Genomic DNA, 25,427 nt, shown 5'->3' with positions numbered 1-25,427 from the left:
CTAAAGCTGGTCGATGGTGATCGAAGAACTCACTACCTGTGAGCCGACCAGAATTTCCTCACCATAAATGAGCTGAACCGGGTTGCCCTGGTTAGTGGTGTTTTGTGGCCCGTCGAAATAAAACGAGTTCGAGTTATCTGCCTGCCTTACGCTGTCATTGGTCGCCTGGGGCGAAATTAGCTGAGAAATACCGCCCATCATCAGTGATAAGCCGAGCGGGGCCAGCGCAGGGAACCAGAATGAAGTAACCATGACGAGTGCCCCTACAACTGTCTGGAACCACCCAAAAGCCTTGCCGCCGCTACCGCGAGGAACCGGCGTGATGCGGATCTTCGCGATGTTGTCGGACTGCCCCATCATTTGAAACTCGCTCTCATCAACCGACCACTTATGCCCCTGCTTATTGGTGATCTGGATGTGATACTTGTCGTAGGTCTTCATGTTGCGCTTCATCCAGGCTTTTAAGCCCGGACGGTTGGCTTCGACCAAATCCAACGCCTGTTTGGTGTTGCGCACTTTTAAATGCCAGTGGCGGCCGAAATGTCTGGCCATCGGGCCACCAAGTTGCACATGAACTAACTCAGACACGTCTCATCTCCCTTGAGTAAGTCTCTGTGACGCAGGTGGTGCGTCGTGTGTTTCTGGTACATGCCACCGTAATAAGCGCGGCAGCTCAGGCGGTCGATCTGGTGGTGCAGGATCATTCCGTCTCCGATGTACACCGCGCAGTGGTCAGGCATCTTTCCGTACTGAATGAAGAAAACGTCACCACGCTGGGGTTCCGTCCCCGGCGCCAGACGAACAAGCCCTTCATTGCGGTAGTTCTGATCGAGAATGTCGGTATCGCCCGTGTACCACGATGGAATATGCAGGTGCGGGTTCGGATTCAGCTCGACGTTAAACTCACGCTTCAGATAGTCGCGGCACAGCATCCAGCAGTCGAAGACACCAAACACATAGGGTCGTCCCAGATAAGGCATCTCAAAGCCGTCTGGAGTGATCACATTCATCTCACTGAAGTGAAATGGTGCATCGCCATCGACATTCTTCCGAACCGCCAGAATCAGCCACGGAACTTCCGTTGCCTCGCATCCGGCACGGTCGGCGTCTGACGCATCAGCTGATTCGTCAGTGTGGGAGTGCCAGATGGCAACCACGTCTCCCGCATCTTCCGCTGCGATAATGTCGTCAGCGTGCATAACAAACGTGTTTTCCGGGTTTTCCGACACGTTCCGGGCTTCCATGAAGCGATATTTCTCGCCAGTTGTACGCACCAGAAAGCCACACGCTTCGTTCGGGTAGCGTTTGATGGCTATCAGATAGATTTGCTGCATAATGTCCGATCCAAGCTCAGGGAAAGCTCTATTACCCATAACGCGTTGCTCCAATGAACCCGCCAAAGTGGATTACGCCATTGGCAAAGTAGTTACGGCGTGCGTTGCATGAGTCGTAGCGTTTCGTGCAGTAATCCGCGCCTGACATGGTGGTTTGCTGGTTGTTTTTGTCGAAATATGGGCCTGTGTAGCCGCACTCTGGGCCGCGGTATTTCCACGGGCAGGTGTTTTTGATGATCTGGCGGTACGGCAGCTGCACGCCCATCAGATCGAACACACTCGACAGCTCAAACTCGACAACCTCATGGGTTTCAAGAGTCTTCTGCTCGACGAACCACATCTCATCCGGAAAATGCTGATTTGGATCTGCGGTTGGATTCCCGTCTTTGAAGTTGGCCGCATCGAGAAAACGCGCCAGCGTCATCTTGCGGATGATGCGACAACCAACCAGATCGTCGTTTGCCTGGACTTCAGCGGAGACAGTACCGGCAAAGTTGGAGACCTGGATTTTTGGACGCGGCAAAGTACCCTGACCAGTCTTATCAAAGCCTGACGCTTTGATTGGCCACGGTTCGTAGGACACACCTTGCCAAACGACTGGCTCCATCAGTTCGTTTGTACCGGCGTGGAAAAACAGCTTGCCCCCAGAGGTGGTGTTCGACATATCAAGTTCGAACAGCTCAATGTGCGCCGAAGGCGACAAGCTCTGAATATCAGCTTTAATACCCATCGTTTCTTCCTTGAAATAAAGAGGCGCCAACATCCTGTCAGCGCCTACAAATAATAATAAATAAGTGATTACTTATCTAGTGGGTTAAATTATCCTTCATAAATTTGTCGGAAGGTCGCAGTGAGAACGAGATAGCCCTGGTACCGCTTCACAGTATGGCTGTCGCAGACCACAACCATCTTTTTGCCACGAGGGTTCGTCCAGTAGAACGACTCAACGGCCGCGCGTGCCGTCAGAAAGTCATCGACGGCATTAATAACGTCGTAAGAGCGCGTAAATGTCAGGCTCCACTCTTCTTTAATACGATTAAGCCCTTTGGCCTGACGCTGTTCGTAATCGTCACCGAAGTTCAGAACCGTCACGTTAGGCTTCACGGTCTTTTCCGACTCGTAGTCGGGATACCAGTTAAAAGTCAGTCTTTCCATCTCACATCCTTGTGAGACTGCCCCTTACGGGGCAGCCGTGGTTAGTTACGTTGAGAGTTAGGGTTGAGCGAACCGCCTGGCCGCTTCTCCTGAGCGATGGTTTCAAGCGCGATCGCCTTCATGCGCTGAGCTGCCTGACTCCATGCGCCTTCGGAATTGCTGTTCTCCGAGACACTGCCGTCGCTGTTGACGTTGATCTCAATGCTGACAGGTGAGAAAACGCCGCCACCGCCGCCTTTAACACCCTCTGTGTTGAGCGTGACCGGGATGGAACGCCCATCCGGAAGCGGAACGTAGGCTTCGTTCATATCCCCTTCACCAAACAGCGCCAGCTGTGGAGAGTCAGCGATGCCACCTTTCTGGTACGCACGCAGCGGAACCACGCCGTCTTTCCCGAAAATGCCGCCTTTGGCGAACTTCGGAATTGCCGGGATGCCGCCAGTACCATCAGATGCCGATCCGGTGAGATTGTTGAACCCGGAGTTAGAGCCGGAGGAACCAGATCCGATGTTGTCGAAGCCACCACCAGCCCAGGCAGACACCAGCCCGGAGGCAATGGTTGCGCCGAAGCTCAACCACTTATTGCCAGAGCCGGACATGTTTGCGCCCAGCATGGCAAACGCCGCAGAAAGCGCACCAGTGACAGAGCTAAGGTTCTGCATGGAGAAGATGGATGTCTTCACCGCTTTGGTTTCCGCGTCTTTGGCTTCAGTACTGGTAAACAGTCCATTTACCCAGTTGCCGATCGCATTGGTTGCAGATCCAATCGCGCTGGTCGTCTGCTGAGTGGTCTGCCCCAGACCGGAGACTGAGCTGGAGGTCTCTTTCGTCGCCTCGCCCACGCTCTTATCGCCATTGTTCGCATTCATCCGGACGCCCTGGTTGGCAACCGCTGACGCGACACCAGAAAGCAGATTACCGCTCTGAGAGCTGCCCGCTGCCGTCGTTCCCATCCCCAGCATGTTCATGAGTGGCAGGGTGATCTGCGTCTTCACAACCATGTTGGTGATATCGCGGAGAATGGATTCTGCCAGGCTGGAGAAGTCCAATTTACCTTTCATGACGAAGTCGGTCAGCGTATCCGTCATGTTGCTGAACAGGTTGCTCCAGCTGTTTTCCAACTGATCGGCCAGATTCTCGTACTCAAGCGCCAGCTTCTGTGTCGCCGTACCCGTCTCTTTGATGAGAGCTGTGTTGCCTGCAGCCACCAGTTGGTTAATCTGCTTGGTGTAGAGCGCCACGATTTTCGGATCAGAAGCCTGGTCACGCAGATCCATCAACGCTTTCAGGTTACGGTTGTAGGTGTCGTTGAAATCAGCCACCTTCTCTTCACGAGACGGCTTGTAACCCGCGCTGATGATGGAATCGGATTCCGGCGCCCAGGTGGAGATCATCTGCTCGACGTTGCGGCGATTGAACATCTCGCGATAGTCGTCGCTCGCGTTCGCCAGGTCAGCCAGGCGTGACTTGGCTTTGTCGATCATCTCCTGAGTGATGAACTCATTCGGTACGGCGTTGGCCAGTTCGGTCAGCGATTTGGTGGTATCGCGAAGAGACTGATCAAACGACACGGTCGCTTTTGAGCTTTCACCCATCTGCCCCATAAGCTGATCGGCTTTATCCAGAGCTTTCTGGTAGCCGGCCGCCAGTTTACGCTGCGCGTTTTCTTCCTTCCTCGCTGCACGTTGAGAGGCATTGGCGGTGCGCTTCCCGGCTTTTTCCGCTGCTGCGGCATCCTGCTCACGCGCTTTGGTCAGCGCGGCGATCGCGGCAGCACGCTCCTCGTCGCTCATTTTCTCCAGAGAGCTGGCGCTGGAGGCTTTCTGCAGGTTCAATTGGGTTTTGAGCTGTTTCGGCCCGATGATCGGCTTGCCTTCGAAGTCCATCATAGGCGTACCGTCTGGCAGTGTGCGCTGGTAGGTCGCGGAGTCCATCTGGTTCCGCATATACTGTGCCAGTGCTTTTTGAGCTGCCTTATCGGTCGTCCCTAACCCCAGAACGGTTCCCTGGTTGGACATTACGCCCTTACCGGTTTTCGCCGCGCTATCACGCTCGAACTCCGCCTGAGTCAGCTCCTGAGCAACAGCTTCAAGATGCTCCTGATACCCGCGAATGCTGCCTTGCAGCTTATGAACCTGCTCTGTGTTCCCCTCTTTCTTCGCTTTCTCCAGCAGGTCGCTGAAATGGGCAATTTGCTTCTCGGTGGCGTTTTTACGAGAAGACAGGTCGTCGACCAGCTTCTGTGCAGGTTCCAGATAAGACTTGTTCACCTTCTCGCGAAGCGGCGCGAGCAACTTGTTCTTCTCGTCGTCCGAAAGTGATTTGTCGTCGTTGATTTTCTGGATCTTGTCCAGAGCCTCCTGACGGGCTTTCACAAACGTCGCAGAGAAGACCTGGTTATCTGCCCGGATTTTCTCAATCTGGGATTCAGCAGCCTCTTTTGCCAGGCGCTTGGCTACCGCGCCATCACCCAACGCCATCGTGCCGGTTGTTCTTTCGTACTCTTCCTGATTTTTCTTCAGGCGAGCCTCAACAACCTCTTTGGACTCCTTCACGGCGACAGGGCCAGCCACTGTGGAGTAGTAGTTCACGCTTTCGCCAGTTTTAAGCGCCTGCTGGTCTCGCTGGATCTGCTTTTCAAGCTCGGCTGCACGCGCTGCCATCTGCGCACGCTTGGCCGCCGTCATCGCCTCCGGGATTTTGCGGATCTCGTCCACGACTTTGGACGTTTCGCTGCGGAGCATGGTCATATACGTGATGAGACCGGCTACAGCCACGGTAGCTACGGTGAACGCTGCACCAATGGGGTTTGCTGCAATGAATGCAGTTAGCCCAGCAAATGCGCCCTGAAGCCCCGTAATCGCGCCACGGATAGCGAAGATCAGCGATGGGATTGGAGCCAGCCCCATACGAGCCGCACGATTAAAGCGGGTGACAGCTGTCGCGCCCAGATTGAACGGAGCCTGGAGAACGGTCGACATCTTGGTAAATGTGTTAACCATTTGCCCGGCAGTGCCAATCACGCCAGCAATCCCGGCGCGCATCAGCTTGAACGCCACCATTGCAGCAACGACTTTGCCCAAGCTGATAACCAGTTCCTGGTTTTTAGCCAGCCACTGCGCCAGCTCGCGTAAGCCGTCGATCGCCGTGGAGAGTCCGGAACCCAGCGAGTTAGCGAACGAAATGCCCTCTGCGCTGTTCATGATGGAGGCCAGCTCTTTCATCCCCTTTGAGAGAGAATCCAGATAGCCCGCCTGACCGACACGATCGGCAAATAGCGTAAAGGAGGTTTGCAGTTGCGCCAGCGCACCAGTGTAGGTTTGCATCATGTCTTTGGCGGCGTTTTCGTTCTCCGCACGCAGACCAACGAACATCAGCGATAGCGCCTGTTTCGCTTCCACAGTACCGGTGGAGACTGCTTTGGTCAGTTCCCCCATAGTGATACCGGCAGCGTCTGCCATCGCTTTCATCGCGTTAGGAACGGCTTCACCTAATTGCTGACGCAGTTCTTCCATCGACACGACGCCCTTACCGGACATCTGCTGGACAGCCACGGCAGCACGTTTAAGCAGCTCGCTATCGCCGCCGAAGCGTGCAACGGAGTCCACCAGTGCTTTCAGCGATCCGTCAGTAGGATCGAGACCTGCCGAGCGGAATTTAACGAAGGAATCGGTCAGCGCCTGCATCGCAAACGGGGCGTTTTGCGCCATATCCACGATGTACTGCATATCCTCTGCGGCTGCTTTGCCAGGGTTGGCCTTATCCTTGTTTAGCCCGCGCAACATGACGCGCATACGCTCCATTTCGGAGGCGGCTTCGACGATTGGCTTCTGCCAGCCGAACAGGATGTCGGTTACCGTTCTTGCCGCATCACCAATCTCGCCCAGCAGGAAAATATTGCCGCGCAGACCAGAGAACACGCCATTTTCAGCACCGCGCCCGCCGTGGCCATATGAACCGCTGTGTCGACCGCCACCGCCATTACCACCGCCCTCACCGTAGCCGCTGGTGCGCACACGTACCGGCTTGCTGATCAGTTGCTGGCGACCAATCACGGCATCCATCTGATCGCGGACTTTCTTCAGCCCCTCGGCAGCCTGGCTCGTTGTGACGCCCCAATTACTGAGACGCTTCGTCGTGGTGTTAAGGCGCGTATTCATGCCACTCACGGAGGAAGAGGCTTCTTTTACCTCCGTACCGAAGCGGCTGGCGCTCTTGCCAGCGAACGTTGCCCAATCGGAAAACTCATTGAGTTCAGACTGAACCTTGCGCAGCGATGTGGTGAGTTTATTAACGGATGAGGTGGTTGTGTCGACGCGCTCAATCAGGGTTTTGAGACCTGAGTTGAGGCTGGTAATGTTGCCTCGCGTCTTGCGCGAAACATCAGACACAAGCTCGAAGCCGGCAGCTACATCCTGTAGTTTGTCTGCCGTGGCATCGAGCTTGGACTCCAGAACGCCGATGATGCGGGAGACCGAACCCAACGAGCGTTCCAGATTGTTAATTTTCTGAGCGGGCTTTGTGGCCTGCTCCCCGAATCTGGTAAGTAGCTTACCCGCCCGGTCGATTGACGCTGTAAACTGCTTGTCTTCCAGCGACAGGATAAACTCTACGTTTTGTGACATTCCCTTGTCATCCTCTGCCAAAAATTTGCATCAGTTGCTCTTTGGCGTCAGGGTCTGCCTTATCCTTGCGTGGATCGTAGACTTTATCGGTTACGACTGGTCTTCCAATCCTGAGTTGCAAACCCTCCATGAACGCCTTCACGCCCTCGCCATCTGCCTGGGCAGCGCGAGCGACTTGCAGGTTGCGGACATCCTCTTCCGCGCGCAGACGGTCGATGTTGCGACTGAGCATCCAGAACATCGTTAGAGGGACGCCCAGCAGCTCTAATGGCGACACGGCGTAGTGAGCAACTACACGACTGAAATAGAATCCGAGATCTATCGATACGGTCTTTACCCCGGATTCATCGCGGGAAATTACTTTGCCCCTTCACCAGCCGCTTTTTCGTTCTCTTCATCAATCACTTCCATAGCGAAGGTGAAGATCTGCTGGAGCTGCGGAACAGTCAGTTTTTCCAGTACAGCGTCCGGCACGGATGGGATGACCTTGCGAACCAGGTCGGCGTAAGCAGTTACCTGCTCAACAGGCGACATGTTCTGGAGGTCTTTGCCTTCCATCTGCTTGATGGAGACGAACAGGCCAACAGTCATTTCAACGATTGGGTATTCCTGACCGCCGAACTTGATGCTTTTCTTCGGAGGCAGAATGGAGTCGAGATCGAGTAATTTGGTCATTGGTTAAAGTCCTTTTAAAAGAGAGGCTCTTCCTGAGCCTCTGCTTAGTTACGTCGCGATTATTCGGCAGAATTAACCGTTACTGCTTTGGTCGCTTTCTTGCCGCCGCTATTGCTGGTAAAGGAGATATTTGCCGAACCTTCAGCTACTCCGCGAACCAGACCAGTCTGGTCAACGGTGGCTTTCTCCTGATTGTCGGATTCCCACACACCGGTTTTGTCGCCGGCATCTGCAGGGGTGATCTGGGCAGTCAGCTGCACGGTCTCACCGGCTTTAACTTCCGGAGATTCCGGAGAGATAGAGACGGTTTTAACCGGCTTTGGGCCGCTCATTTTCCCCAGCACGCCGTCGTCATCCGGGTAAGCGGTGAACTGAACGGAGAACACGCGAACATCATCAGACTGGTAGGTCATGGTGAAGTTACCTGCGGTCGCAGCTTTCGGGATGGTCAGAACGTAGTCGGTGGTATCCTGCGGGGTCAGAACCAGCTCTTTGGCTACGTCGATCAGGTTGACGCCCTGTGCGGAAGTGATGGTCACAGCGTTATCTTCTTCGCTCAGGGTAGAACCCGGCATCAGATCGACCATATTCTGCAACACAGACTCGGCCAGCGGCGCAGTGATAGTGATGTTACGACCCTGCACCAGCTCGGAGATGGTGGTCTGCCCCAGCTGGTCTACGGTGACTTTCAGAGTTTCGGTCGCAACTTCAACCTGAACACCGCCTTTGGTGTAACCCAGATCAACGCCACCAAACGACACTTTGCAGGCGCCAAGTTTGATGTTTTTTACATGGGTATTGGACATTGTTGGAAAACTCCTTTTTCCGTTAAATCAGCACCTTCATGGCGCCAACAGTAAGTATATACCTACTTATTTTATTAATTCAACAAATAGCCCGCAAATTCAATCGGGATACCCGCTTCAATCAACGAACCTTCGTTTTTGGGATAAGTAATCGGCATCGACATTGGCCGAACCAACCGGAAGTAAACGCCCTCCGATACGGTTTCTTCGACCGGGAACATGTCCATGATCTTATTGGCTTTCGCCACCGCCTTTGTGATCGTCGCATTACGCACGATGACGGTGAAAGAGTCGTGATAGAAGCCTTTTAACTCATGGTCAATGGTGATCCCCGTATTGGGAGTAACCAACAGAACACCGGACTTCACATTGGCTGGCATGTAGTGACAGAAAATGTCAGTGCCGACTGTACCGATCTTCGCCTTCTGCATCAGGCTCGCAAATGCTTCAATAAACACATCAACCTCTCGTAAAACCTGCTTTCCTTGCCGCTTCTGCTATCGTCTGAGTGAACTGCTTCTCACTGATCTGCACGGCTCTCTCAAGGAACAAAGGCCCAACTCGTGGCTTCACACCAGCAACTGGCGGGTTGGTGACGCTTTTCATGCGGGAGAGATAGCCGAGACGATACTTGCCCAACTCCATGTACTCCGCATAATCGCCAACCTCAACACCCGGATGCTCTTCGCGTGGTTTGGCTCCAGATACCGATAACTCAATACGCAGCCCGGTATAGCCTTCTTTGACCACTCTCGCGAAGATCGCGCTTTCGAGTGAGCCAGTCTCCAGCGGGGCCATTGCCCGCGCCAGGCGCTCAACCAGACGCGCCAGCTTCTCCATGTCACGGATGAGATAACGCTTAAAGGCTTTCTGGCTGTTATTGAGCCTGTCGCCAGCACGCTTAAACTGATGCGCGTCGTACTTCAGACCCATATGTTTGCCCCTACTTCCAGATGCCCAGGGCGCCCACGCAGTCCCCAGCGACGATGCACGCTGGATACCTTCAGCTTTTGCCCCTCCAGAATGAGAACGTCATCAAGCTGCACTGCGGCCTCAAGTGGGATCACCAGAACAGCATCGAACAATTCCAGATTCGCTTTGCCTCGACTGCCGGAACTGTCCGCACGTACCGATGACTTCTCGTTACTTTGCTCAAACTTAACGACGCCGACGTTCGTCTTCCTGACGAACTGCAATTGCGCTTCACCGTAGACGTTCTTCGAACCCAGACGGTAAATCGCTATCTCTGCTTGCCATGAAATGTTCATGCACTCTCCCTGTGGTTGGCAGCCGCACTCATTACCAGGCGAAGGCGCGATTGCTCGTCTTGAGCCTTTCGACCAGAAGTAAATAATGCGACTGGCGTTACGCACGGCGAACAATCATGCGGTTATTGATGTAACTGACCAGCAGTCGCCAGGTACTGCGAGCCACATGCACATTTGCCGCTTTGCCGGTGCGGTACATATTGGTCGTTTCACCAATGGACTCAGACAGAATGCCGTCCTCGCGGGCTGCCGCTACGTCATTACCGTTAGCGATTTCGCAGGCTTCATTAACCACGGCCAGCATTAATGCCTGTTTGAAGTAGTCCGGGAACTCGTAGAATTTCTCAGGCGTCATCTGCTCCCAATCGATCAGATCGTGACGATATGCCCCGTCAGCGCCCCACGGAATGTCATAGACGTTCAGCATGTTTTGCGGGCGATCGTACCGGTCGAAGTCGATACGCAGGACTTTGCGGATTGAGAACGGCAGCGTTTTGACGCGTCTGGTGGCCTCAATGAGACGTTTGCGCATCAGCCCTTCGCCATCAGCTAACAGGGTGTCGCCGTTCAGCATATCGATAGCTTGCATCTGGGCGTCTGCGACCGTTGCGAATGACTGGCCTGGAATTGACAACTCGAAGCTATTCAGCAGAACGTACATCTTGCGCTCTTCATGCGCCAGCCCGGATGCCACCGCTTTGACAATGACGTGTCGCAGATCGCGCTCTTTATCTGAAAGCAGGTTGTGTTCGGCCGACACGACAACCGGAATGGACATCTGCCCCTCAGTAATATCGAGAGGTTCGTTATCGACGATGATCGCACCAGCGCCATCTCTGACGGTATACGTGGCCGACTCAATATCCAGAACGTTAAATGCAAACGACAGGGAAACTGCTTCCCCGCTACGGTACGTGTCGATCTGCGCCATTACTCACCGCCCTGTGCTTTCAGGATGCCTTCGATCATTTCAACGATACCTTTGGCTTTCACGCCAATCTGGTTGCCGATCTGACGCAGACCCGCAATACCTTCACAGTCCGCAATCGACTCCAGCTCTTCACGAGTAAAGCGCTGTACCGGTTTGGCTTCCACTTCAGCCGTACCACGTTTCATTGGCACAATATCCGGGGCCGCCGTCTCGACAATGTCGTCCGCAGTCAAATCATTGCGGCTGCTGTATGCGGCAGAAGGAGATACATTTTTGCCTTCAACGGTAGTGGCACGCATGGAGGCACAAATCCGCTGCTGATCGATGAATGGCAGTTCGGCAACCGAGATGCCGTCGACAAACTGGATACCGCAGAGAATGCCCGTGTACCCCAAAAATTGAGGCTCCAATAAACGAATTTTTGCTGGTTTCATTCTTCTTCTCACTTAATGGGCGGCATAGCCGCCCATGTGTTGGTTACGCAGCCGGTGCTGCGGTCACTTCAACGGTCGCAGTGGCTTTGTGGCTACCGTCTTCCGTGGTGACTTCGATAGTGGCAGTACCTGCGGCCACACCGGTCACAAGTCCAGTTGCGCTATCAACCGTCGCGAACTCGGCATTTTTTGACGCCCAGGTTACGCGCTTATTGGTTGCGCCAGCCGGTTCGATGTTCGCGGTCAGTTGTACCGTTTTGTTGGCTTCAACGCTGGTGGTGCTCGGATCGACAGAGACGCCAGTAACAGCAACGACAGGCTCAGTGACTTCCACCGTGGCAGTAGCTTTATGGCTGCCATCCTGCGAAACCACTTCAATGGTTGCCGTACCAACGGCTACGCCAGCTACGTTACCGTTCTGGTCAACGGTCGCTTTGTCGCTATTTTTGGAAGTCCAGGTGACTCTTTTATTGGTTGCGTTTGACGGTTGTACATCAACGCGCAACTTGACCGATTTCCCCTTCTCAACAGAGGTAGAGTCTGGCGTTACCGTAACGGACTCCACGCTGACAGGCTTAACGGTCACTTCGACTGACGCAGAAAGCTGAGTCTGCTTATCGGTGGCGGTGATCTTCACTTTGCCCGGAGTCACACCAGTAACCAGACCCGTACCGCTGACTGTGGCGACCTGGTCATTGGCCGACGTCCAGGTGAATGAATCTGCGCTTTTGCTCATGGTGATACCTGCACTAAGTTGAACGGTTTTGCCCACCAATACGGACGGCGCAGCCGGTGTAATGGTGAAAGACTGAGTGAACGGAATTGCCCGGAAGCAAGCCGCAAGATGGTTCTGCTGGCGCTCGCTCAAAGGCTCGTTGGAGATGGAATTGGTGAATCCGGCACGGCACATATGCCCCGTGAAATCCGCAAACGCCTCTTCCGTGATCTTCATCTTTTGTTCTGGCATTTCTCGCTCCTACAAAAAGGGTGGGCGTATAGCCCACCCTTAAACGGTAGATAATTACTTACCTACCATACTGATCAAATTTTTACGTTGGTCAGCGCGGCGATAGCCTTGTCGTGCTTGTTCGCCAGAGAGCAGTACCACTTAACGCGGGTACGGGTTGCGTCTTTGTTCTGAACAGTACCGATGTTCTCAACAACGATACCGGCGTTTTCACCGCCATACAGACCAGTCACACCGTTCTCTTCGGACAGGTGCAGGCAGTAGATGCTTGCTTTGCCCGCGTCAGTCGGGATGAAGTCGTTCACGATGAACGGTACACCGTTGTGGCACAGCATCGGACGGCCGAAGTTTTCCATCATGATTTCGGACGGGCCGAGGCTAACGGTACGCAGCAGAGCGCGATAAGCACGCAGGTGCTCGGAACGCATCATGATGCAGTCTGCGCCCAGATCTTTCACCGCGTCGACCAGCTCGTCGAACATGGAGAAGGTCATGGAAGCGCCTTCGATGTCGATCTTCTGATCGTCGTGCATCAGCTTCGGAATACCGTCGAACGCTTTGTTGTTGGTGCTGGAGTCGCCCAGAATCAGATTGCGACGGAATGCACGAGCCAGACCTTTCACCTTCTGACGAACCTGGATTGCCAGCTGGTTGTTGGTGTCGGACATAGTGGTCGCCAGGAATTTGTCGACGTCTACGTCGCCTGCCAGGATACGCAGCTTCGCAACATGTTCGGTGAAGGTTGCAGCGCCTTCGGTGATGGTGTCGTTCACATCAATGAAGGTTGCTTCGCTCAGGGTAGCTTCGCGGTTGTAGAGGTATGCCTTAGAGTTAATCTTCATGAAAGGCAGAACAGCGAACAGGTCATCGCGATCGATGATGGTCTCGATCACACCCTGCTCAAGTTCGTTGTTAGATAGCTTTTCAGCTTCATCACGCAGTAATGGCATCTTTCATTTCCCTATGATTTAAGATGTTACTTGAGTCCGATTTTCCCCAGACCGGAGGTCAACTTATCCATAGTCGACTTGCTCTTCGGCTGGTTTACTTTGTGGGTCGGTTTGCTATTGGAACCAGCACCCTGCTTGGCTTCGCTGCGCAACAGTGCGTCAGCTTCCGGATCTGCACGCAGAATGCGTTCAATCGCGGATTCGAACGGTAACGGTTTGCCTTCACCGTCAACCAGAACTGCACGCTCTTTCTGACCGGCTGGCTTATCAAAGCCCACAACACTACCGTCTTCACCCACTTCGAAATGAGAGCCGTAGATAACGCGAGCCTTAGCCGGAGTCATCAGAACTTTGTCACGCAGGAAGGCAGAGCCGCTGAAGGAAGCGCCAACAGTCATTTCGACCAGTTGAGTCTTCAGTGCGGCGTTCTCGCTCTCCAGAGCGGAGTAGCGTTCGTCGCGCTGTGCCAGTTCAGCCTGGTGCGCTTCGATCATCTGCTTTTTCACAGCATCGAACTCACCACGGCGTTCCAGTTCAGCCTGCTCCGCCTCCCGGCGTGCGGTTTCTGCGGCTTGTTCAGCTTCGAGAAGCTGGCGAGCACGCGCCGGGTCAATATCTCCGTACTGAGCCAGCTGATCGGCCAATGTGCGCTCTTTCTCTTTGCGCTTCATGTTCTCTTTCAGCAAGTCAGCACCGGCTTTCTTGGACTTACGCAGTTCTGCCAGCAACTCTTCCTGAGTCATACCGGCATACTCGTCGTCGTCACCCTTCGGTTGCTCTTTTTGCTCGCCCTGTTTGCCTGGGTCTTGATTGCCCTGCTCGTTGTCTCCAGCAGGAGCACCGCCACCAGCGCCTCCGCGCTCATGCGCTTCAGCTGCATCCATCAGGCCACGACGGGCCATAAGCATTTGCCACAGATTCATAGAAATTCCTTTTCGTTACTTATCACTCGGTCTCTTGAGTAGATGAGTCCCCATTCCCTCGGGGTTGATCTTGCCCGCTTTCTTGGGCTGTATCCCGATCATAAGTAAGTGCTGACTTATTTTCAAGGGTATTAAGATCATTTTTTGGAGGAAATTTCAAGAGATCTTTTTGAAATTCCTTTTGCATCGCCTCGGAAATGTTCGGGAAGACCTTCTCGATGAGCATTTCCATCTGATGACGACGAACAGAATCAGGCGCCTGGAGCAGAGACAGTTTCTCAGCAACGGCAAATTCGTCAGTCAGACCGCGAATGTCGAAACTTTCCGGGTACGCGATCAGAGAGTGGTCTTCATCCAGTTCGACACCCATCCATTTCGCTGCCAGCTGCATCATCTGGCGTTCTGCCCTTTCGAGGCGCTCTGCTTTTGTCACCAGCAGACTGTTAACGCGCTGGAAGTCGTACATCTTCGCTGCGCCCGAAGAGTTATCGATGCCCTGTGCGTTATCCTGCTTGGTTCGCTCACCTGCCACACCAACGGAATGGTAGATCTCGTTAATCACCGTCTTAATCGTGGTGATGATCATCTGAGCCTGTTTCGGGTCTGGAGACAGGTAGAATGGCTGATTACCGCTCTCAGAGTCGAAGGTGAAGACGCGTTTAGTCCCCATTTCGAGCACTTTGGTGTGGTTTTCATCGCCCGGCAGCAATGACTGAACCGGGATCGCCAGCTGGCTGAATGTCTGATCCTGAATAATCGCGTCAAGGTTCGACAGGTAGTTGGCCACGGCACGGTCAAGATAGGCGATATCGTCAATCAACGACGGGCTGAAATACGGAGACTCGCTTTCGCCAATGCAGTCCACCGGAAACACCGGCACCACGCCCAGATTGTGCTTGCCGCTATCCTCCAGAACGACTTTGGCCTGACGACGACCGCTATTTCCGGAACCTTTCTTCACTTCTTCACGGAACAGATACCACTCGTTTTGCGTCCACAGACGGTAACGCTGGTATTCCTGCCCGGTTGACGTGAACGGATCTTCGTCGTCGCGCGCGATTTCAACAATCAGCGCCCACAACATATTGCCGTCTTCATCCCAGGCAACATCAAGCAGCTGCTGCGGCGAAATCCAGTAAGCGTAGGCACGCGCATCATTTTTCTTCTCGTCTGCAACAGACTCAACATTGACATTCATGGTGCTGTCCACAACAACCCAGATACGGCCATAAATGGATGATTGCAGATCGATAGCCGCCATAAACGCGTCGATGGAGGCGTTCTGGCGCGTGGCTCGCTTCCAGAAATTGCGGATCTGCTCCGGTGCTTCATCAGTGTTGCGGTGAATGACCTCTTTGAAGAGGTATTTGTTGATGAGGTTTACCACTTCACGAGTGTGATTGAAGCGATAAGCGCGTTCAAGGCGCTCTTTGAACTCCTGATCGCCCTCTTTGAAGTAACGGAAGATATTGTCGTTGAACCAGGCACGCCCGCCAGCGTAGGTGCTGGCGAGGAAGTCCCAATGTTCTTTTTTCTTCTCATATTCAGGGTGGCGTCGTGCCACAAGGTCTTTGATTTGCTTGTCAGTCAATTCCATTTGCTTTTCCTTTCCGTTTAGGTAAGTGCTTACCTATCTAGAGCCACCAAGAATAACACGATTTTTCACCGGATACCTACGATGAACCGGATAACCCAACGCATCCGCACTGTGTTCGATGCCGCCAGTCTTATCCATATCGCGTGAGCCTGGCTTGTAGATCACCTTCTCCAGCGAGTCGATGAGGTGTTTGCACTTCGGATCGATGTACAACCGGGTTTCGCCCGAGGCACTCATCAACATGCGGTTCACTGCGTTAACACGGTCTGCGATCGGCGGGTGCTTCTTCGGATAATCGACTCGAAGGAAACCTTTTTCCTTGAAGATATCGACGTCCGATTCACCGCGAGCGTGCTGGCGATACGCACCTGCCGGGTCAGGGAAGATAGTGACCTGAGACTTCCAGCGCCAGAAACGACGCTCCAGCTCATCACACACTTCAGCCGTGTTGGAAGAGAACAACACCACCTCGTCCACAGCCCACAACTCACCATTTGGCTGCGGCTGCAGGATGACCGATGACATAGGGTCGATGTTGAAGTCCTGACCAACCCAGATCGGAAGTTTCGGATTGAACTGGAGTGGCTTCACATGCACATTGCGGTCGAACGGGTAGTAAACGCGTCCGGACATGTTTTCGAAGCTGGCCAGGTATTCCTGTGCGAACGATTTAGGGTCCATATCGTTCTTCGCCGCTTCGATTTCCGCACTCGGTACGAAAGGAGAATCAGCCGTAACGAACTGCCAGCTCTTCCACTGCCCTTTGCGTTGCAAATCTTTGTTCTGACCGATAGTCCACAGCTTGTGGAACTCGGAGAAGCCTTTTGGCGTACCGATGATCAGCGCACCACCACGGGTAGAGGACAGTGTCGGACGCAGTACCTTGTACCAGGTGTCCGGCTTCATATCCTGAAATTCATCGAGCACCACAAAGTGCAGTGCCACACCACGAAGCGTATCGGGCTTATCCGCACCTTTCAGCGCGATTTCAGAGCCGTTCTTCAGCACGATGGTCATCGTGGTGTCGTTTTTCTTACGAACCCATTTACGCGGCAGAACTTCCTGCAGGTCATCCCACAAGATCTGGCGAGCCATCTGGTACGTCGGCGCGACGTACCAGACACGTTGCTTCTTCTCTTTGGCTGCCGCGCGAATGATGGTGGAAATCGACAACCGGGATTTACCCCAGCGTCGACCCGCACACACCACTTTGAAACGATGTGGCGACTGGAAGACTTGCATCTGCCCAGAATGCAGCTGTACGAGACTCAGAGACGACGGGATGGCCATAGTTAGACGCTCCCATCACTTTCATCACCAGACGCGTCAGAATCGCTCTCAGCTTCGCTCAGTGCTTCCTCTTCGAGTGACTCAAGCAGATCGTCATCAATCAGATCCGGCTCATCATCTTCCTTACGCAGCTGCGCCACCTGGGAAGGCGTAAGTTCGCCAAATACCAGGTTCGGAATTTCGTCGTCTTCGTTCTCTGCGCGATCCATACCGAGCGCTTTCGAGGATATTTCGAAGCACTTAGCGAGTGTGCCGCTGGCACGCTGGAGACTCTTCAGGTCATCTTCAATGGTTGCGAGTGGCTTGCCGTCCTTCTTGGCTGTGGCCACCTCATGCATCACCATACGACCGAGTGCGAACGCCCAATCGTCGTAACGAGTCCGGCGCTCTTCGATTTTCTCTGCACGCGCCTTCGCACGCAGCTCTGCGTCGGATTTGAGCGACTCGCGCACCATCTTCCCAACGGAGTCCGCGCCTTTCTCTAATCCACGCTTTTTGAAATGTCTGGAGAGCGTTTCACGACGAATGCCGTACTCTTCCTCCAGCTTGGAGAGTGTGTATTCGCCGGAAGTCCACTTCGCTTCGGCTTCTGCCCACTCAGCTGGCGTCAGGCGAGTTTTGCTCTCGTCTTTTTCTACAGTCATAGATCCCTCTAAAACACTCAGAGCGCATCCTTGCGCTCCTAAACAACTTGTTTAATTCTGTGCCTAACCAATTTGTTTTCTGGGTGTTTAAAACCGGGCTGGGGAGTATTAAGAACCTGCTACCGTATATATTTAATAAGTCACTTAGTATTTATATATACGGAAGCAGGCTCTCAAACTGGCTCCCAGACCGACTTACATCACCAGTAATTTGGCTCTGGCACGACCTAACGTGGTCAGTCCCAGCGTGCGACGGTGGTAGCCGGAATCACCGCGCTGGCGGCACATTCCTTTCTCCACCAGCCCCTTTTTCACCAGTGCTCGGATAGAGAACTGCATACTCTGTTTGGTCGTTTTGTACGGCAGCACTTCAAGCAGCTCGTCCAGATCGAGCAGATGCCCACGCTCATGGCCTAAATTGATGGTTTTGATGATGTCTTTTTGTTTGTCGGTCAACGTCATGGCAAATCCTTATGCCGGTAATGCAATTTCAAGAGGTTTATTCAAAGGCTGTTTGTCGAATGCCAGCAGTGGCAGCGTGTCAGGCAGCTGACGGCCAAAGTCCGGGTTTCGGTACACGCCATACAGCGGAGACGTAAAGCTCAGGTTGTGAATGTCCTTGAGCAGCTTCACGATGCTGGCCTCGTCCACCAGACTGTCGGCAATGTCCTGAATCGTCGTGCCACGATTACGCCCGGCTTTGGCCAGGGAACTGTTCTTGTGGTAGTCAGCGACCAGATCACGCAGCGCACGACGACGGCGAGACTCACTCATGGCGAACAGCTCTTTGACGATCGCTTCGTTGTCGCCAGGGTCTGAACGGAAATGACGCTGGAAGACGCGCAACGCACTCTCATAGCTCTTCGGACGCTCCGGACGGATGAACTGGAACCCTGCTTTCATGGCGAACGGGTTGTATTTGCTCATCGACGACTGGATCTCGATGATTGGCCGGTCGTGCATCCTGCTAACCAGGTTAATCATTCGATAGGAGACGCCGACGCCGCGGTACTGAGTGTCCACAACGGAACGGCTGATCACCGCAAAGTTGTTGTTCACGTACCGACCCCAATACTGGTTGGCCACGGTGGTATTGGTGGTTGGCTTCAGCTTAGGAAACATGCGATGGCGAGGCGCCAGCAGCAGTTTCGGGTAAGCCATAACCACGACGCCCACCAGCCGGTCGTCCAGTTCGCAGCGATAATACGTTGGCGCGAACGGCTTACCATCCGTCTTGTAGTGCAGCGACTTCAGCGCGTGCCAGTCTTCAACCGTGCCTTTGGTAACGGTCATACGCTCCAGAAAGTCCAGATGACGCGGGAACTCTTCCGGGCGGTAGCGTTTGATGATGATGTCTGTCATGTCGATCACCTGCGCTCAATATTGGCATTGATGAAGTCCAGGCGAAGCGATTCCATCGCCCCAACCATGACGTATGGACGCCCACCGTTATGCCAGCAATCCAGAACACTACCGTCGTTGTTGATCATCAGCAGCGCCAGGCTCTGGCTTTTGCCTTCTCTGGCGTACTGGAGTGCTTCTTCCAGCAGGCGGATGACTTCAACGTTGTTGTTGTCAGCCTCTTTCGATGGCTTCAGCTCTACGATCTTCAAATCAGGCATATTCCACCTTCACGCGTTCTTTGTAGTGCTTGGTGATCTGCATATCCGGGCGCAGCGCGTTCTTCAGGTCTTCGTGGGTCGTCGCCACCATTACCGTCGCACCAACCTTTCGTGCGGCACGCTGGAGGTTCGACGCCACAACCTGAGCGGTTACACGGTCGAGAACAGCGCCAAATTCGTCGGCTGCCCAAACTTTGGCGCCTGACTCGATCAGCTTGGCGATCTTGAGACGGTATTTCTGACCGTCAGACATCTCGGATGGCTTACGCACAAAGAGATAGGCGTCATTCAATCCGGCCATAGACAGCAGCCCCAGCGCTTCGCTGGTGGTTTTGCCCAACTGGTCGATGACGTTAACTTCATTGTCGAAGGTAAAATCATCGATGGAGGCTACAGAAAGCCCTTCATCCTTCATCTGGCGTTGCAGCTCGCGCAGAACAACGGATTTACCGGAACCGGATTGGCCGGTGATGTACACCACATCGCCCTGCTTCACTTCCAGCTCCAGATTGTCGTAAAGCGTCCACTCTTTTTCGTCCAGGCCAAGACCGAACGATTCGGCAATCTCCAGCGTGCGCGTGGTTTTGTTCACGCGGGTCTGAAACGATACGTTGATGGTGTATTTGCTCATGCAGCCAGCTCCCCAGAAGAAACTTTCTCCGCATACGCCACGAAAGCGTCTACCCCGCTTTCTCCCGTGATTTCTTCCATGTGGGCAAGCAAATCCCCAACCACAATGGCAGAGCCAGCAGGGAGCGTTTTAAAGCCCAATACGTCGATGACGCGGACTTCTTCAGAGGCCACTTCACGACTGATCTCGGTGTGCTCTTCTTTCTGGCGTTCCGTCTCTTCGCCCAGATCGAGCACCAGAGAGCCGGTTTCCATCTCATCGGTCATGCTGCCGACAAGCACGTTCAGCTCGCGCTCTTCAAAACCGAAGACCTCGACCTCGCCCAGCACCAGGGATTCCAGTTCCTGCTGCAATTTGATGGCGTCGTAGTCGATGCTGGCCAGGCGGTTGTCTTCCAGACGCTTCGCCTTCACCTCTTCTTCGCTCAGATCGTCGCGGACGATGACCGGCACACGCTCCAGACCAGCCAGAAGAGCCGCCTCGCGACGACCGTGGCCAGTAATAATGACGTCATGCTTGTCGACCGTGATCGGCTGGTCAAAACCGCGCTTTTTGATGGCGGCCGCCAGGTCGCGGATCTGCTGTTCGTCATGTTTTTTGGCGTTCATCTCATACGGGATGAGTTCTGCCGGGTTTCGATAGACGATTTCAAAGTTTTTGGTCATTACATACGCTCCTTGTAGTAGTCGACCAGCCACACCAGGGCTTCCCCGGCGTTCTCCATTTCGTTACCGGTATTGATTCCCTGCTCTTTAATGATGGTTTTGATGGTGTCGGCGACGCGATCTGACGCATCAAACGTCACCTTGAAGCGCATCGTCTGGTGTTCAGCGCCGACTCGCTCGGTTTTCTCGCGTTTGTCCTCATCGACCGGCTCGTCATCGCCACGGGAGAGCGCTTCCAGCGCTTCAAGATCGATAACGGACGCTTTGGCGAGTGTTGCTGCCATTTCGTCGTCATACGGGGCGATATCGGACAACCGGTAGTCGATTTCAGACTGGATTTCTTCGATTAAGCGCTGCAAAGCGACCTGATCGTCTTCGCCGTAGCGTTCGTTATCGACGAGAGACATCTGTTTGGCCACCAGGTCGTTAATTTTGCCCACGGAGATGACGGGAACCGTTGAAATGCCCTGCTCCATCGCGGCACGCCAGCGGTGTTCGCCACCGAGGATCTCAAAAATGCCCCCGTCCAGCTCCCGCGCCAGAATTGGCTTAAAAAAGCCCAATTTTTCGATAGAGCCTTTCAGTTTTTCGAAGTTTTGCGCCCCAACGGAGTTGGTATTCCAGGGATTCGGACGCAGGTTCGCGACTTCCACCTGCAGAATCGTAATTTTCACATCCATAATTCTGATACAATCCATTGTATAAGTACTTACTTACTATAATAGCCAATTACCATACAAAAGGCACGAAGGAAAGAGGTTTATGACAGTTCGGATTGTATCGAATGCAGTCAATGCGCTGATTTCTGGCGCTGATGACAACGTGAAGCGACTCGTTCAGGAGATGTTGAGCTATGAAGTGGAGGCTGGGGACTGGAAAGGAACCAGCACGATGTTCAACTGGAGCAAAAACGCGTTCCCGGCTGGGTTTGCGAAGCCAGTTTCAGCCAACCTTCTGAAAGCTGGCATCAAATGCGTGCATGTGCGCAAGGAAAAAGCCCCCGCGCTGGGCAAGCCGAACCCGGTAGTTAACCCATTCCCGTATAACCCGGACTATGCGTATCAGGATCAGACAGTGGAAACACTGGTGCGCGAAGGGATGATGATTGCCCAGATTGCGACGGGTGGCGGTAAATCGAACGTAGCGTGTAAGGCAGCTGCTCGCATTGGTCGTATGACGCTGTTTTTAACCACGCGCTCGGTTCTGATGTTCCAGATGGCAGAGAACTTCCAGAAATCCATCGACTACCGCGCTGAGAATGGCGAGCCGTGGCTGAAAGGTCAGAAAGTTGGGGTGATTGGATCTGGCGAGTTTCAGGTCTCGCGCCATATCAACGTTGCCACGGTGCAGACCCTAGCCAGTTTTCTCGAAGAGCCGCCGCGCGACGCATCACCGGAGAAAAAACAGTACCACCTGAAGCGCCGGAAACTGGTTAAGCGCTTTCTGTCCAGCGTTTCTCTGCTGATTCTGGAAGAGGCACACGAATCATCAGGTTCAAACTTCTACGATATCGCCCGATTGTGCATCAATGCCGATTACCGTCTAGCGCTGACGGCTACGCCGTTCATGAAGGACTCGACCGAAGCAAATATGCGTCTCATGGCCGTGGCAGGTCGCATTGAAATAAAGGTCACAGAGAAATATTTGATCGACCGAGGTATTTTAGCGAAACCCTACTTTCTATATCATAAAATCGCGTACACTCCAGACGAGGTGCGGATTAGGGCCGAACTTGCTTCGAAACACCTGAACTTTCGGGTTGGAATGAGTACGGCTTACCAGAAAGCCTATCAGTTAGGCATCGTTTACAATCTGGGCCGCAACGAGGCTATTGTGCGCGAAGCGTTAATGTACAAAAGTCACGGTCTGAACTGTATGACGCTGGTTCGTTTGAAGCGTCATGGTCAGATCTTGATGGAAATGATGAAAGAAAGCGGCCTCAAGGTCGATTTCATCTACGGAGAATCAAACCAGACTACCCGACAAGCAAAGCTCAACAGTCTGGCGGCAGGCAAGATAGATGTTCTGATTGGTTCAACCATTCTGGATGTTGGCGTCGACGTTCCAAGCGTAGGTGCGGTGATTCTGGGTGGTGGCGGCAAAGCCGAAGTTGAGATGCGCCAACGTGTTGGCCGCGGTCTTCGAGCCAAAAAGAATCAGGCTAACGTGTGCTTTATTACCGACTTCATCGACGTGAGCAACAAATACCTCATGTCGCATTCATATGAGCGGAAGCACATTATCGACACTACGCCTGGGTTTGCCGAGGGAGTATTGCCGGTGGGTAGCACATTCGATTTCACTGTTTTGAATAGAGAGTAAGCATGAGCGAGAAACGCGCTATACACTGCCAGGTTCAGTTAACCGAAAAAGCAAACGACAAGCTGGAAACCTTTCAGAATCGACTGCGTGAACGCAACATTAAGCTGTCAAAGGCAGACATCATCAATCTGGTGCTGTCCAACATGACGATGGCTGATTTTGATAAAGCAGCTACGTCATTAGAGGCTTCTGCAAAGGCTCGTGAAAAGGTCATGAAGATTTACGAATCCTCTGGCATGACCAAAGAAGATCTGGCCGATATTCTCAAACGTCTCGATTAAGCATTAAGGGCGTCGCAAGACGCCTTGTTCGTTGAAGTGATAAGGATTTAGTTCAAACCATGAAACACGTTCTACTTCCACTGATTACCATCCCCGTTTTACTCCTGAGTGCATGTTCATCCCGCCCTGTGTCTGTAACTGATGCAAAACCGGCTCCGCAGGCCAGAGTTTTCAAATACCAGACGTCTGCGCCAACCACGCTGGTGGTTATGAGGGACAAAGGTATGATAGGTGCGGGCTGCGACGCGTCCATCTTCATCAACGGTGAGACGGTTGCGAAACTTGAGACCGGTGAGAAAGCGACGTTCCATCTTGATGCCGGGCAATGGATTGTTGGCGCTTCTCTGGAGGGCGCCGGGCTGTGCGCACTGAACCCTGCTCGTCAGGAACGCGAGACCATCACCAAAGCTGGCGAGACGAAAGTCTTCCGGGTGTTCACCAGCAACGCAGGTGACATCGATATCCTACCAACGACACTGTGACGATATGACGAATATTACTGACATCACCTACGGGATTCCTGCAGAAGTCTGGCCGCGCGATTACACCAACGTGGAGAAGGCGCTGATGTTCTGGCGTAAGTCTCTCATTCCTGTAAGGGTCACGATGGAAGATGGTCAGGTGTTCTGCATGTACGTTCAGGGTCTCATGTCGTCGCGCAACAAAGTCGACCTTTGCCCTGCCCCGTTCGACAAAGAAAATCGTATAAGGCTCCCACTTGAGAGAATCAGCACGATTGAATCAGGTGTGACAGAAGACATTGCGCACGACTTCACGGGTCGGACAACGGTACACCCAGACTATGTGGACAATCGGCCATCTCGCCGTGATTTCTTCAAAATTTGTCGCCAGGCTCATGAGATGCAGAAGTCCATAAGAGTCTACATGGCGGATGGCCGTGAACTTGAAGGTGTGTCTTCAGGCGTTGACGCTTGTCAGGTCACACTCAGCGTTGGCGATGGTCGGAAGATGGTCGTCATGTTCGATTGGGTTGAACGAATTTTACCGTTTTAAGTTATGAAAGCGATTTTACTATCCTCAATTCTTCTCGCATCGTCCACGGCAGCCTCAGCTATGGACTATAAACCAGTTATTCAGTCACTCATGAACGACGTCTGTTCGTCATCGGACAATGTGTCGGTTTGCATGTACCAGTTCGCAGCCGCTGTCAAAGCGGGAAAGACAATTGGAGAGAGTGTCCAAAACTGTAAGGGGCGTTCGGCTGACCAAAGGGAGATGTTGGGGTGTGATGTCAGCGAGTCATCGGCACACTTCGTCGATGCACTCTTTGACACTAACCGAAAAATTGTCGAGTCTGCTCAATAAATCTATAAGGGTAATAACCGGCTAAGTCCGGTTATTATTTTACGTGTCACTTCCTGTTATATTTATTTCACCCACCACGATTCCAGTTTAAATATATAAGGGTGATTGACCGAATAGGGAATTTATTTAGGCAACACCTTCGAGAAAACGCGCTTTATTTCTAAGACTTTGATTTTTATTGAAGAAAATTTTTTTCGTTCCCGCGTAAAAAACTCTTGATTTTAATTTCTGTATATCGATAATTACTCACATCGAAAGCAAACACGCTAACGATAAACAAATAACAAATTAAGTTATCAATATTACATAAGGATTAATATCATGTCTAACGTTGCTATCTCTAAAAAATCCATCATCGACGCTGCTGTAGTTATCGCTAATGAATTGCAAGTTGCAGCCAACAATGCCACTCAGACTTATAACAATCATTATCAGAATGGTACGCACACGAAAGCAGATAAAGCTAACATGCTTGCAGCGTCTACCAAACTAGCATACTTCACCAACAACGTTTTAAACGCTGTTAATGATGAGAAATTAGCTGGTGTCTTTTACTACGCGATTAAAGCAAGCAAACAAGCGCCAGAAGTGTTTTTCCGCGAAGCTATGACCAATAGCTATTCACTCGAAAAATTGGTTTATCTGGTTAAGTCTATCAAGTCTGGTAAATGCGTTTATTCAGTCGCTGATATGTCCGGATCTCGCGTATTCGCATTAATCGAAATGATTAATGATGAATTAGAAACATTCACAAATGGCGCTGTTTTCGATTTGATGAATGAAGCGAAAAAAGCCAACGAAATTAAATTGGACGCTGGCTACACTCAAGCCAACCAGCTGATCAATCTTTGCGAGCGTCTCGGACTGGTCGAGAAGATCAAAGGAATGGGCGCAGCGAAAAACGGATCGCAACAATATCGCTTTATCAAGAATGATTTTTATAACTATCTGGCTGATGCTTTCAAAGCGTAATTAGATGGA

Annotated in this window: 29 protein-coding genes and 1 pseudogene; 5 read left to right on the top strand and 25 right to left on the bottom strand. The window is 52.8% G+C overall.

Annotation, left to right across the window (positions count from 1 at the left end; all coding sequences use genetic code 11):
* The 25 genes and pseudogenes from APU02_RS11465 to APU02_RS11345 all read right to left on the bottom strand — a co-directional run bounded on the left by APU02_RS11465 (nucleotide 1) and on the right by APU02_RS11345 (nucleotide 21,220).
* Nucleotides 1-588 (bottom strand): tail assembly protein, encoded by a 588-nt coding sequence (locus tag APU02_RS11465; RefSeq protein ID WP_001293197.1) that lies wholly within the window; start codon nucleotides 586-588, stop codon nucleotides 1-3.
* Entirely contained in the window at nucleotides 576-1,373 is a 798-nt protein-coding gene (locus APU02_RS11460; RefSeq protein ID WP_047722201.1) for a C40 family peptidase, read from the bottom strand. Before APU02_RS11460 ends, APU02_RS11465 begins: the two co-directional genes overlap by 13 nt.
* Entirely contained in the window at nucleotides 1,366-2,064 is a 699-nt protein-coding gene (locus APU02_RS11455) for a phage minor tail protein L (RefSeq protein WP_044790581.1), read from the bottom strand. Before APU02_RS11455 ends, APU02_RS11460 begins: the two co-directional genes overlap by 8 nt.
* An 89-nt stretch (nucleotides 2,065-2,153) precedes the next feature.
* Nucleotides 2,154-2,489, bottom strand: a complete 336-nt coding sequence (locus APU02_RS11450; RefSeq protein WP_000440566.1) for a phage tail protein — start codon at nucleotides 2,487-2,489, stop codon at nucleotides 2,154-2,156.
* Between the two features lie 41 nt (nucleotides 2,490-2,530).
* The gene (locus APU02_RS11445) at nucleotides 2,531-7,114 is read right to left on the bottom strand and encodes a tape measure protein (protein ID WP_060570072.1); all 4,584 of its coding nucleotides are present in this window, start codon (nucleotides 7,112-7,114) and stop codon (nucleotides 2,531-2,533) included.
* A gap of 7 nt (nucleotides 7,115-7,121) precedes the next feature.
* Entirely contained in the window at nucleotides 7,122-7,346 is a 225-nt protein-coding gene (locus APU02_RS11440) for a hypothetical protein (RefSeq protein ID WP_000952684.1), read from the bottom strand.
* A gap of 125 nt (nucleotides 7,347-7,471) precedes the next feature.
* A complete protein-coding gene (locus APU02_RS11435) occupies nucleotides 7,472-7,789 on the bottom strand; it encodes a hypothetical protein (RefSeq protein WP_000163862.1) in 318 nt (105 codons plus the stop codon).
* Nucleotides 7,790-7,848: 59 nt separating this feature from the next.
* On the bottom strand, nucleotides 7,849-8,595 hold the full coding sequence (locus tag APU02_RS11430) for an Ig domain-containing protein (protein WP_006812510.1): 747 nt from the start codon (nucleotides 8,593-8,595) through the stop codon (nucleotides 7,849-7,851).
* Nucleotides 8,596-8,669: 74 nt separating this feature from the next.
* Nucleotides 8,670-9,053 (bottom strand): minor capsid protein, encoded by a 384-nt coding sequence (locus tag APU02_RS11425; protein ID WP_000469441.1) that lies wholly within the window; start codon nucleotides 9,051-9,053, stop codon nucleotides 8,670-8,672.
* A gap of 1 nt (nucleotide 9,054) precedes the next feature.
* Nucleotides 9,055-9,528 (bottom strand): hypothetical protein, encoded by a 474-nt coding sequence (locus APU02_RS11420; protein ID WP_060570071.1) that lies wholly within the window; start codon nucleotides 9,526-9,528, stop codon nucleotides 9,055-9,057.
* Nucleotides 9,519-9,863 carry a hypothetical protein gene (locus APU02_RS11415; RefSeq protein ID WP_001027662.1) on the bottom strand — a complete coding sequence of 115 codons (345 nt, stop codon included), beginning with the start codon at nucleotides 9,861-9,863 and terminating at the stop codon, nucleotides 9,519-9,521. The genes APU02_RS11420 and APU02_RS11415 overlap by 10 nt, the downstream gene beginning before the upstream one ends.
* A gap of 97 nt (nucleotides 9,864-9,960) precedes the next feature.
* Nucleotides 9,961-10,794 carry a hypothetical protein gene (locus tag APU02_RS11410; RefSeq protein WP_060570070.1) on the bottom strand — a complete coding sequence of 278 codons (834 nt, stop codon included), beginning with the start codon at nucleotides 10,792-10,794 and terminating at the stop codon, nucleotides 9,961-9,963.
* Nucleotides 10,794-11,228, bottom strand: coding sequence for a hypothetical protein (locus tag APU02_RS11405; RefSeq protein WP_000801184.1), 435 nt, complete (start codon nucleotides 11,226-11,228; stop codon nucleotides 10,794-10,796). Before APU02_RS11405 ends, APU02_RS11410 begins: the two co-directional genes overlap by 1 nt.
* Before the next feature lie 43 nt (nucleotides 11,229-11,271).
* The gene (locus APU02_RS11400; RefSeq protein WP_060570069.1) at nucleotides 11,272-12,195 is read right to left on the bottom strand and encodes an Ig domain-containing protein; all 924 of its coding nucleotides are present in this window, start codon (nucleotides 12,193-12,195) and stop codon (nucleotides 11,272-11,274) included.
* A gap of 74 nt (nucleotides 12,196-12,269) precedes the next feature.
* Nucleotides 12,270-13,145, bottom strand: a complete 876-nt coding sequence (locus APU02_RS11395; RefSeq protein ID WP_040110313.1) for a major capsid protein — start codon at nucleotides 13,143-13,145, stop codon at nucleotides 12,270-12,272.
* Between the two features lie 26 nt (nucleotides 13,146-13,171).
* Nucleotides 13,172-14,068, bottom strand: coding sequence for a DUF6651 domain-containing protein (locus APU02_RS11390; protein ID WP_047722195.1), 897 nt, complete (start codon nucleotides 14,066-14,068; stop codon nucleotides 13,172-13,174).
* 22 nt (nucleotides 14,069-14,090) lie between these two features.
* Nucleotides 14,091-15,665 carry a hypothetical protein gene (locus APU02_RS11385; protein ID WP_047722193.1) on the bottom strand — a complete coding sequence of 525 codons (1,575 nt, stop codon included), beginning with the start codon at nucleotides 15,663-15,665 and terminating at the stop codon, nucleotides 14,091-14,093.
* Between the two features lie 33 nt (nucleotides 15,666-15,698).
* Entirely contained in the window at nucleotides 15,699-16,955 is a 1,257-nt protein-coding gene (locus APU02_RS11380) for a phage terminase large subunit (protein ID WP_002211787.1), read from the bottom strand.
* Nucleotides 16,956-16,957: 2 nt separating this feature from the next.
* Nucleotides 16,958-17,599 (bottom strand): hypothetical protein, encoded by a 642-nt coding sequence (locus APU02_RS11375; RefSeq protein WP_047722192.1) that lies wholly within the window; start codon nucleotides 17,597-17,599, stop codon nucleotides 16,958-16,960.
* 195 nt (nucleotides 17,600-17,794) lie between these two features.
* Nucleotides 17,795-18,061 carry a hypothetical protein gene (locus tag APU02_RS11370; RefSeq protein ID WP_000176291.1) on the bottom strand — a complete coding sequence of 89 codons (267 nt, stop codon included), beginning with the start codon at nucleotides 18,059-18,061 and terminating at the stop codon, nucleotides 17,795-17,797.
* A 9-nt stretch (nucleotides 18,062-18,070) separates the two neighbouring features.
* Nucleotides 18,071-18,961, bottom strand: coding sequence for a hypothetical protein (locus APU02_RS11365; RefSeq protein ID WP_002211789.1), 891 nt, complete (start codon nucleotides 18,959-18,961; stop codon nucleotides 18,071-18,073).
* A gap of 5 nt (nucleotides 18,962-18,966) precedes the next feature.
* The gene (locus APU02_RS11360) at nucleotides 18,967-19,221 is read right to left on the bottom strand and encodes a hypothetical protein (RefSeq protein WP_001113021.1); all 255 of its coding nucleotides are present in this window, start codon (nucleotides 19,219-19,221) and stop codon (nucleotides 18,967-18,969) included.
* Nucleotides 19,214-19,852, bottom strand: coding sequence for an ATP-binding cassette domain-containing protein (locus APU02_RS11355; protein ID WP_006812519.1), 639 nt, complete (start codon nucleotides 19,850-19,852; stop codon nucleotides 19,214-19,216). Before APU02_RS11355 ends, APU02_RS11360 begins: the two co-directional genes overlap by 8 nt.
* Nucleotides 19,849-20,517 carry a ParB/Srx family N-terminal domain-containing protein gene (locus APU02_RS11350; protein ID WP_047722190.1) on the bottom strand — a complete coding sequence of 223 codons (669 nt, stop codon included), beginning with the start codon at nucleotides 20,515-20,517 and terminating at the stop codon, nucleotides 19,849-19,851. The genes APU02_RS11355 and APU02_RS11350 overlap by 4 nt, the downstream gene beginning before the upstream one ends.
* A pseudogene (locus APU02_RS11345) lies at nucleotides 20,517-21,220 on the bottom strand (ParB N-terminal domain-containing protein). The gene APU02_RS11350 and the pseudogene APU02_RS11345 overlap by 1 nt, the downstream one beginning before the upstream one ends.
* A gap of 59 nt (nucleotides 21,221-21,279) precedes the next feature.
* Here APU02_RS11345 and APU02_RS11340 point away from each other — a divergent pair.
* From APU02_RS11340 to APU02_RS11315, 5 genes are all read left to right on the top strand, one after another.
* Complete coding sequence (locus tag APU02_RS11340; protein ID WP_047722188.1) at nucleotides 21,280-22,839, top strand: DEAD/DEAH box helicase; 1,560 nt, start codon at nucleotides 21,280-21,282, stop codon at nucleotides 22,837-22,839.
* Nucleotides 22,840-22,841: 2 nt separating this feature from the next.
* Complete coding sequence (locus APU02_RS11335; RefSeq protein WP_001291547.1) at nucleotides 22,842-23,120, top strand: hypothetical protein; 279 nt, start codon at nucleotides 22,842-22,844, stop codon at nucleotides 23,118-23,120.
* Between the two features lie 128 nt (nucleotides 23,121-23,248).
* Complete coding sequence (locus APU02_RS11330) at nucleotides 23,249-23,602, top strand: hypothetical protein (protein ID WP_239692863.1); 354 nt, start codon at nucleotides 23,249-23,251, stop codon at nucleotides 23,600-23,602.
* Nucleotides 23,603-23,606: 4 nt separating this feature from the next.
* A complete protein-coding gene (locus APU02_RS11325; RefSeq protein WP_047722187.1) occupies nucleotides 23,607-24,134 on the top strand; it encodes a transcriptional regulator in 528 nt (175 codons plus the stop codon).
* Nucleotides 24,135-24,767: 633 nt separating this feature from the next.
* On the top strand, nucleotides 24,768-25,418 hold the full coding sequence (locus tag APU02_RS11315) for a hypothetical protein (RefSeq protein WP_023180883.1): 651 nt from the start codon (nucleotides 24,768-24,770) through the stop codon (nucleotides 25,416-25,418).
* Nucleotides 25,419-25,427: the final 9 nt, after the last annotated feature.

This window comes from Citrobacter sp. 50677481, from assembly GCF_001463265.1.
Classification (GTDB): domain Bacteria; phylum Pseudomonadota; class Gammaproteobacteria; order Enterobacterales; family Enterobacteriaceae; genus Citrobacter_A; species Citrobacter_A sedlakii.
The sequence above is the reverse complement of the archived record's forward strand: the minus strand, read 5'-3'. Positions and strand labels throughout refer to the sequence as shown.

Bases quoted from the DNA above. Each gene is read 5' to 3' on its own strand.
- APU02_RS11405 (WP_000801184.1), bottom strand. From the start codon at position 11,228: ATGAAACCAGCAAAAATTCGTTTATTGGAGCCTCAATTTTTGGGGTAC.
- APU02_RS11390 (WP_047722195.1), bottom strand. From the start codon at position 14,068: ATGAATCTGTGGCAAATGCTTATGGCCCGTCGTGGCCTGATGGATGCA.
- APU02_RS11335 (WP_001291547.1), top strand. From the start codon at position 22,842: ATGAGCGAGAAACGCGCTATACACTGCCAGGTTCAGTTAACCGAAAAA.
- APU02_RS11445 (WP_060570072.1), bottom strand. From the start codon at position 7,114: ATGTCACAAAACGTAGAGTTTATCCTGTCGCTGGAAGACAAGCAGTTT.
- APU02_RS11315 (WP_023180883.1), top strand. From the start codon at position 24,768: ATGTCTAACGTTGCTATCTCTAAAAAATCCATCATCGACGCTGCTGTA.
- APU02_RS11360 (WP_001113021.1), bottom strand. From the start codon at position 19,221: ATGCCTGATTTGAAGATCGTAGAGCTGAAGCCATCGAAAGAGGCTGAC.
- APU02_RS11325 (WP_047722187.1), top strand. From the start codon at position 23,607: ATGACGAATATTACTGACATCACCTACGGGATTCCTGCAGAAGTCTGG.
- APU02_RS11455 (WP_044790581.1), bottom strand. From the start codon at position 2,064: ATGGGTATTAAAGCTGATATTCAGAGCTTGTCGCCTTCGGCGCACATT.
- APU02_RS11375 (WP_047722192.1), bottom strand. From the start codon at position 17,599: ATGACTGTAGAAAAAGACGAGAGCAAAACTCGCCTGACGCCAGCTGAG.
- APU02_RS11355 (WP_006812519.1), bottom strand. From the start codon at position 19,852: ATGAGCAAATACACCATCAACGTATCGTTTCAGACCCGCGTGAACAAA.
- APU02_RS11350 (WP_047722190.1), bottom strand. From the start codon at position 20,517: ATGACCAAAAACTTTGAAATCGTCTATCGAAACCCGGCAGAACTCATC.
- APU02_RS11440 (WP_000952684.1), bottom strand. From the start codon at position 7,346: ATGCTCAGTCGCAACATCGACCGTCTGCGCGCGGAAGAGGATGTCCGC.
- APU02_RS11370 (WP_000176291.1), bottom strand. From the start codon at position 18,061: ATGACGTTGACCGACAAACAAAAAGACATCATCAAAACCATCAATTTA.
- APU02_RS11460 (WP_047722201.1), bottom strand. From the start codon at position 1,373: ATGGGTAATAGAGCTTTCCCTGAGCTTGGATCGGACATTATGCAGCAA.
- APU02_RS11380 (WP_002211787.1), bottom strand. From the start codon at position 16,955: ATGGCCATCCCGTCGTCTCTGAGTCTCGTACAGCTGCATTCTGGGCAG.
- APU02_RS11430 (WP_006812510.1), bottom strand. From the start codon at position 8,595: ATGTCCAATACCCATGTAAAAAACATCAAACTTGGCGCCTGCAAAGTG.
- APU02_RS11450 (WP_000440566.1), bottom strand. From the start codon at position 2,489: ATGGAAAGACTGACTTTTAACTGGTATCCCGACTACGAGTCGGAAAAG.
- APU02_RS11410 (WP_060570070.1), bottom strand. From the start codon at position 10,794: ATGGCGCAGATCGACACGTACCGTAGCGGGGAAGCAGTTTCCCTGTCG.
- APU02_RS11420 (WP_060570071.1), bottom strand. From the start codon at position 9,528: ATGGGTCTGAAGTACGACGCGCATCAGTTTAAGCGTGCTGGCGACAGG.
- APU02_RS11385 (WP_047722193.1), bottom strand. From the start codon at position 15,665: ATGGAATTGACTGACAAGCAAATCAAAGACCTTGTGGCACGACGCCAC.
- APU02_RS11365 (WP_002211789.1), bottom strand. From the start codon at position 18,961: ATGACAGACATCATCATCAAACGCTACCGCCCGGAAGAGTTCCCGCGT.
- APU02_RS11400 (WP_060570069.1), bottom strand. From the start codon at position 12,195: ATGCCAGAACAAAAGATGAAGATCACGGAAGAGGCGTTTGCGGATTTC.
- APU02_RS11435 (WP_000163862.1), bottom strand. From the start codon at position 7,789: ATGACCAAATTACTCGATCTCGACTCCATTCTGCCTCCGAAGAAAAGC.
- APU02_RS11415 (WP_001027662.1), bottom strand. From the start codon at position 9,863: ATGAACATTTCATGGCAAGCAGAGATAGCGATTTACCGTCTGGGTTCG.
- APU02_RS11340 (WP_047722188.1), top strand. From the start codon at position 21,280: ATGACAGTTCGGATTGTATCGAATGCAGTCAATGCGCTGATTTCTGGC.
- APU02_RS11395 (WP_040110313.1), bottom strand. From the start codon at position 13,145: ATGCCATTACTGCGTGATGAAGCTGAAAAGCTATCTAACAACGAACTT.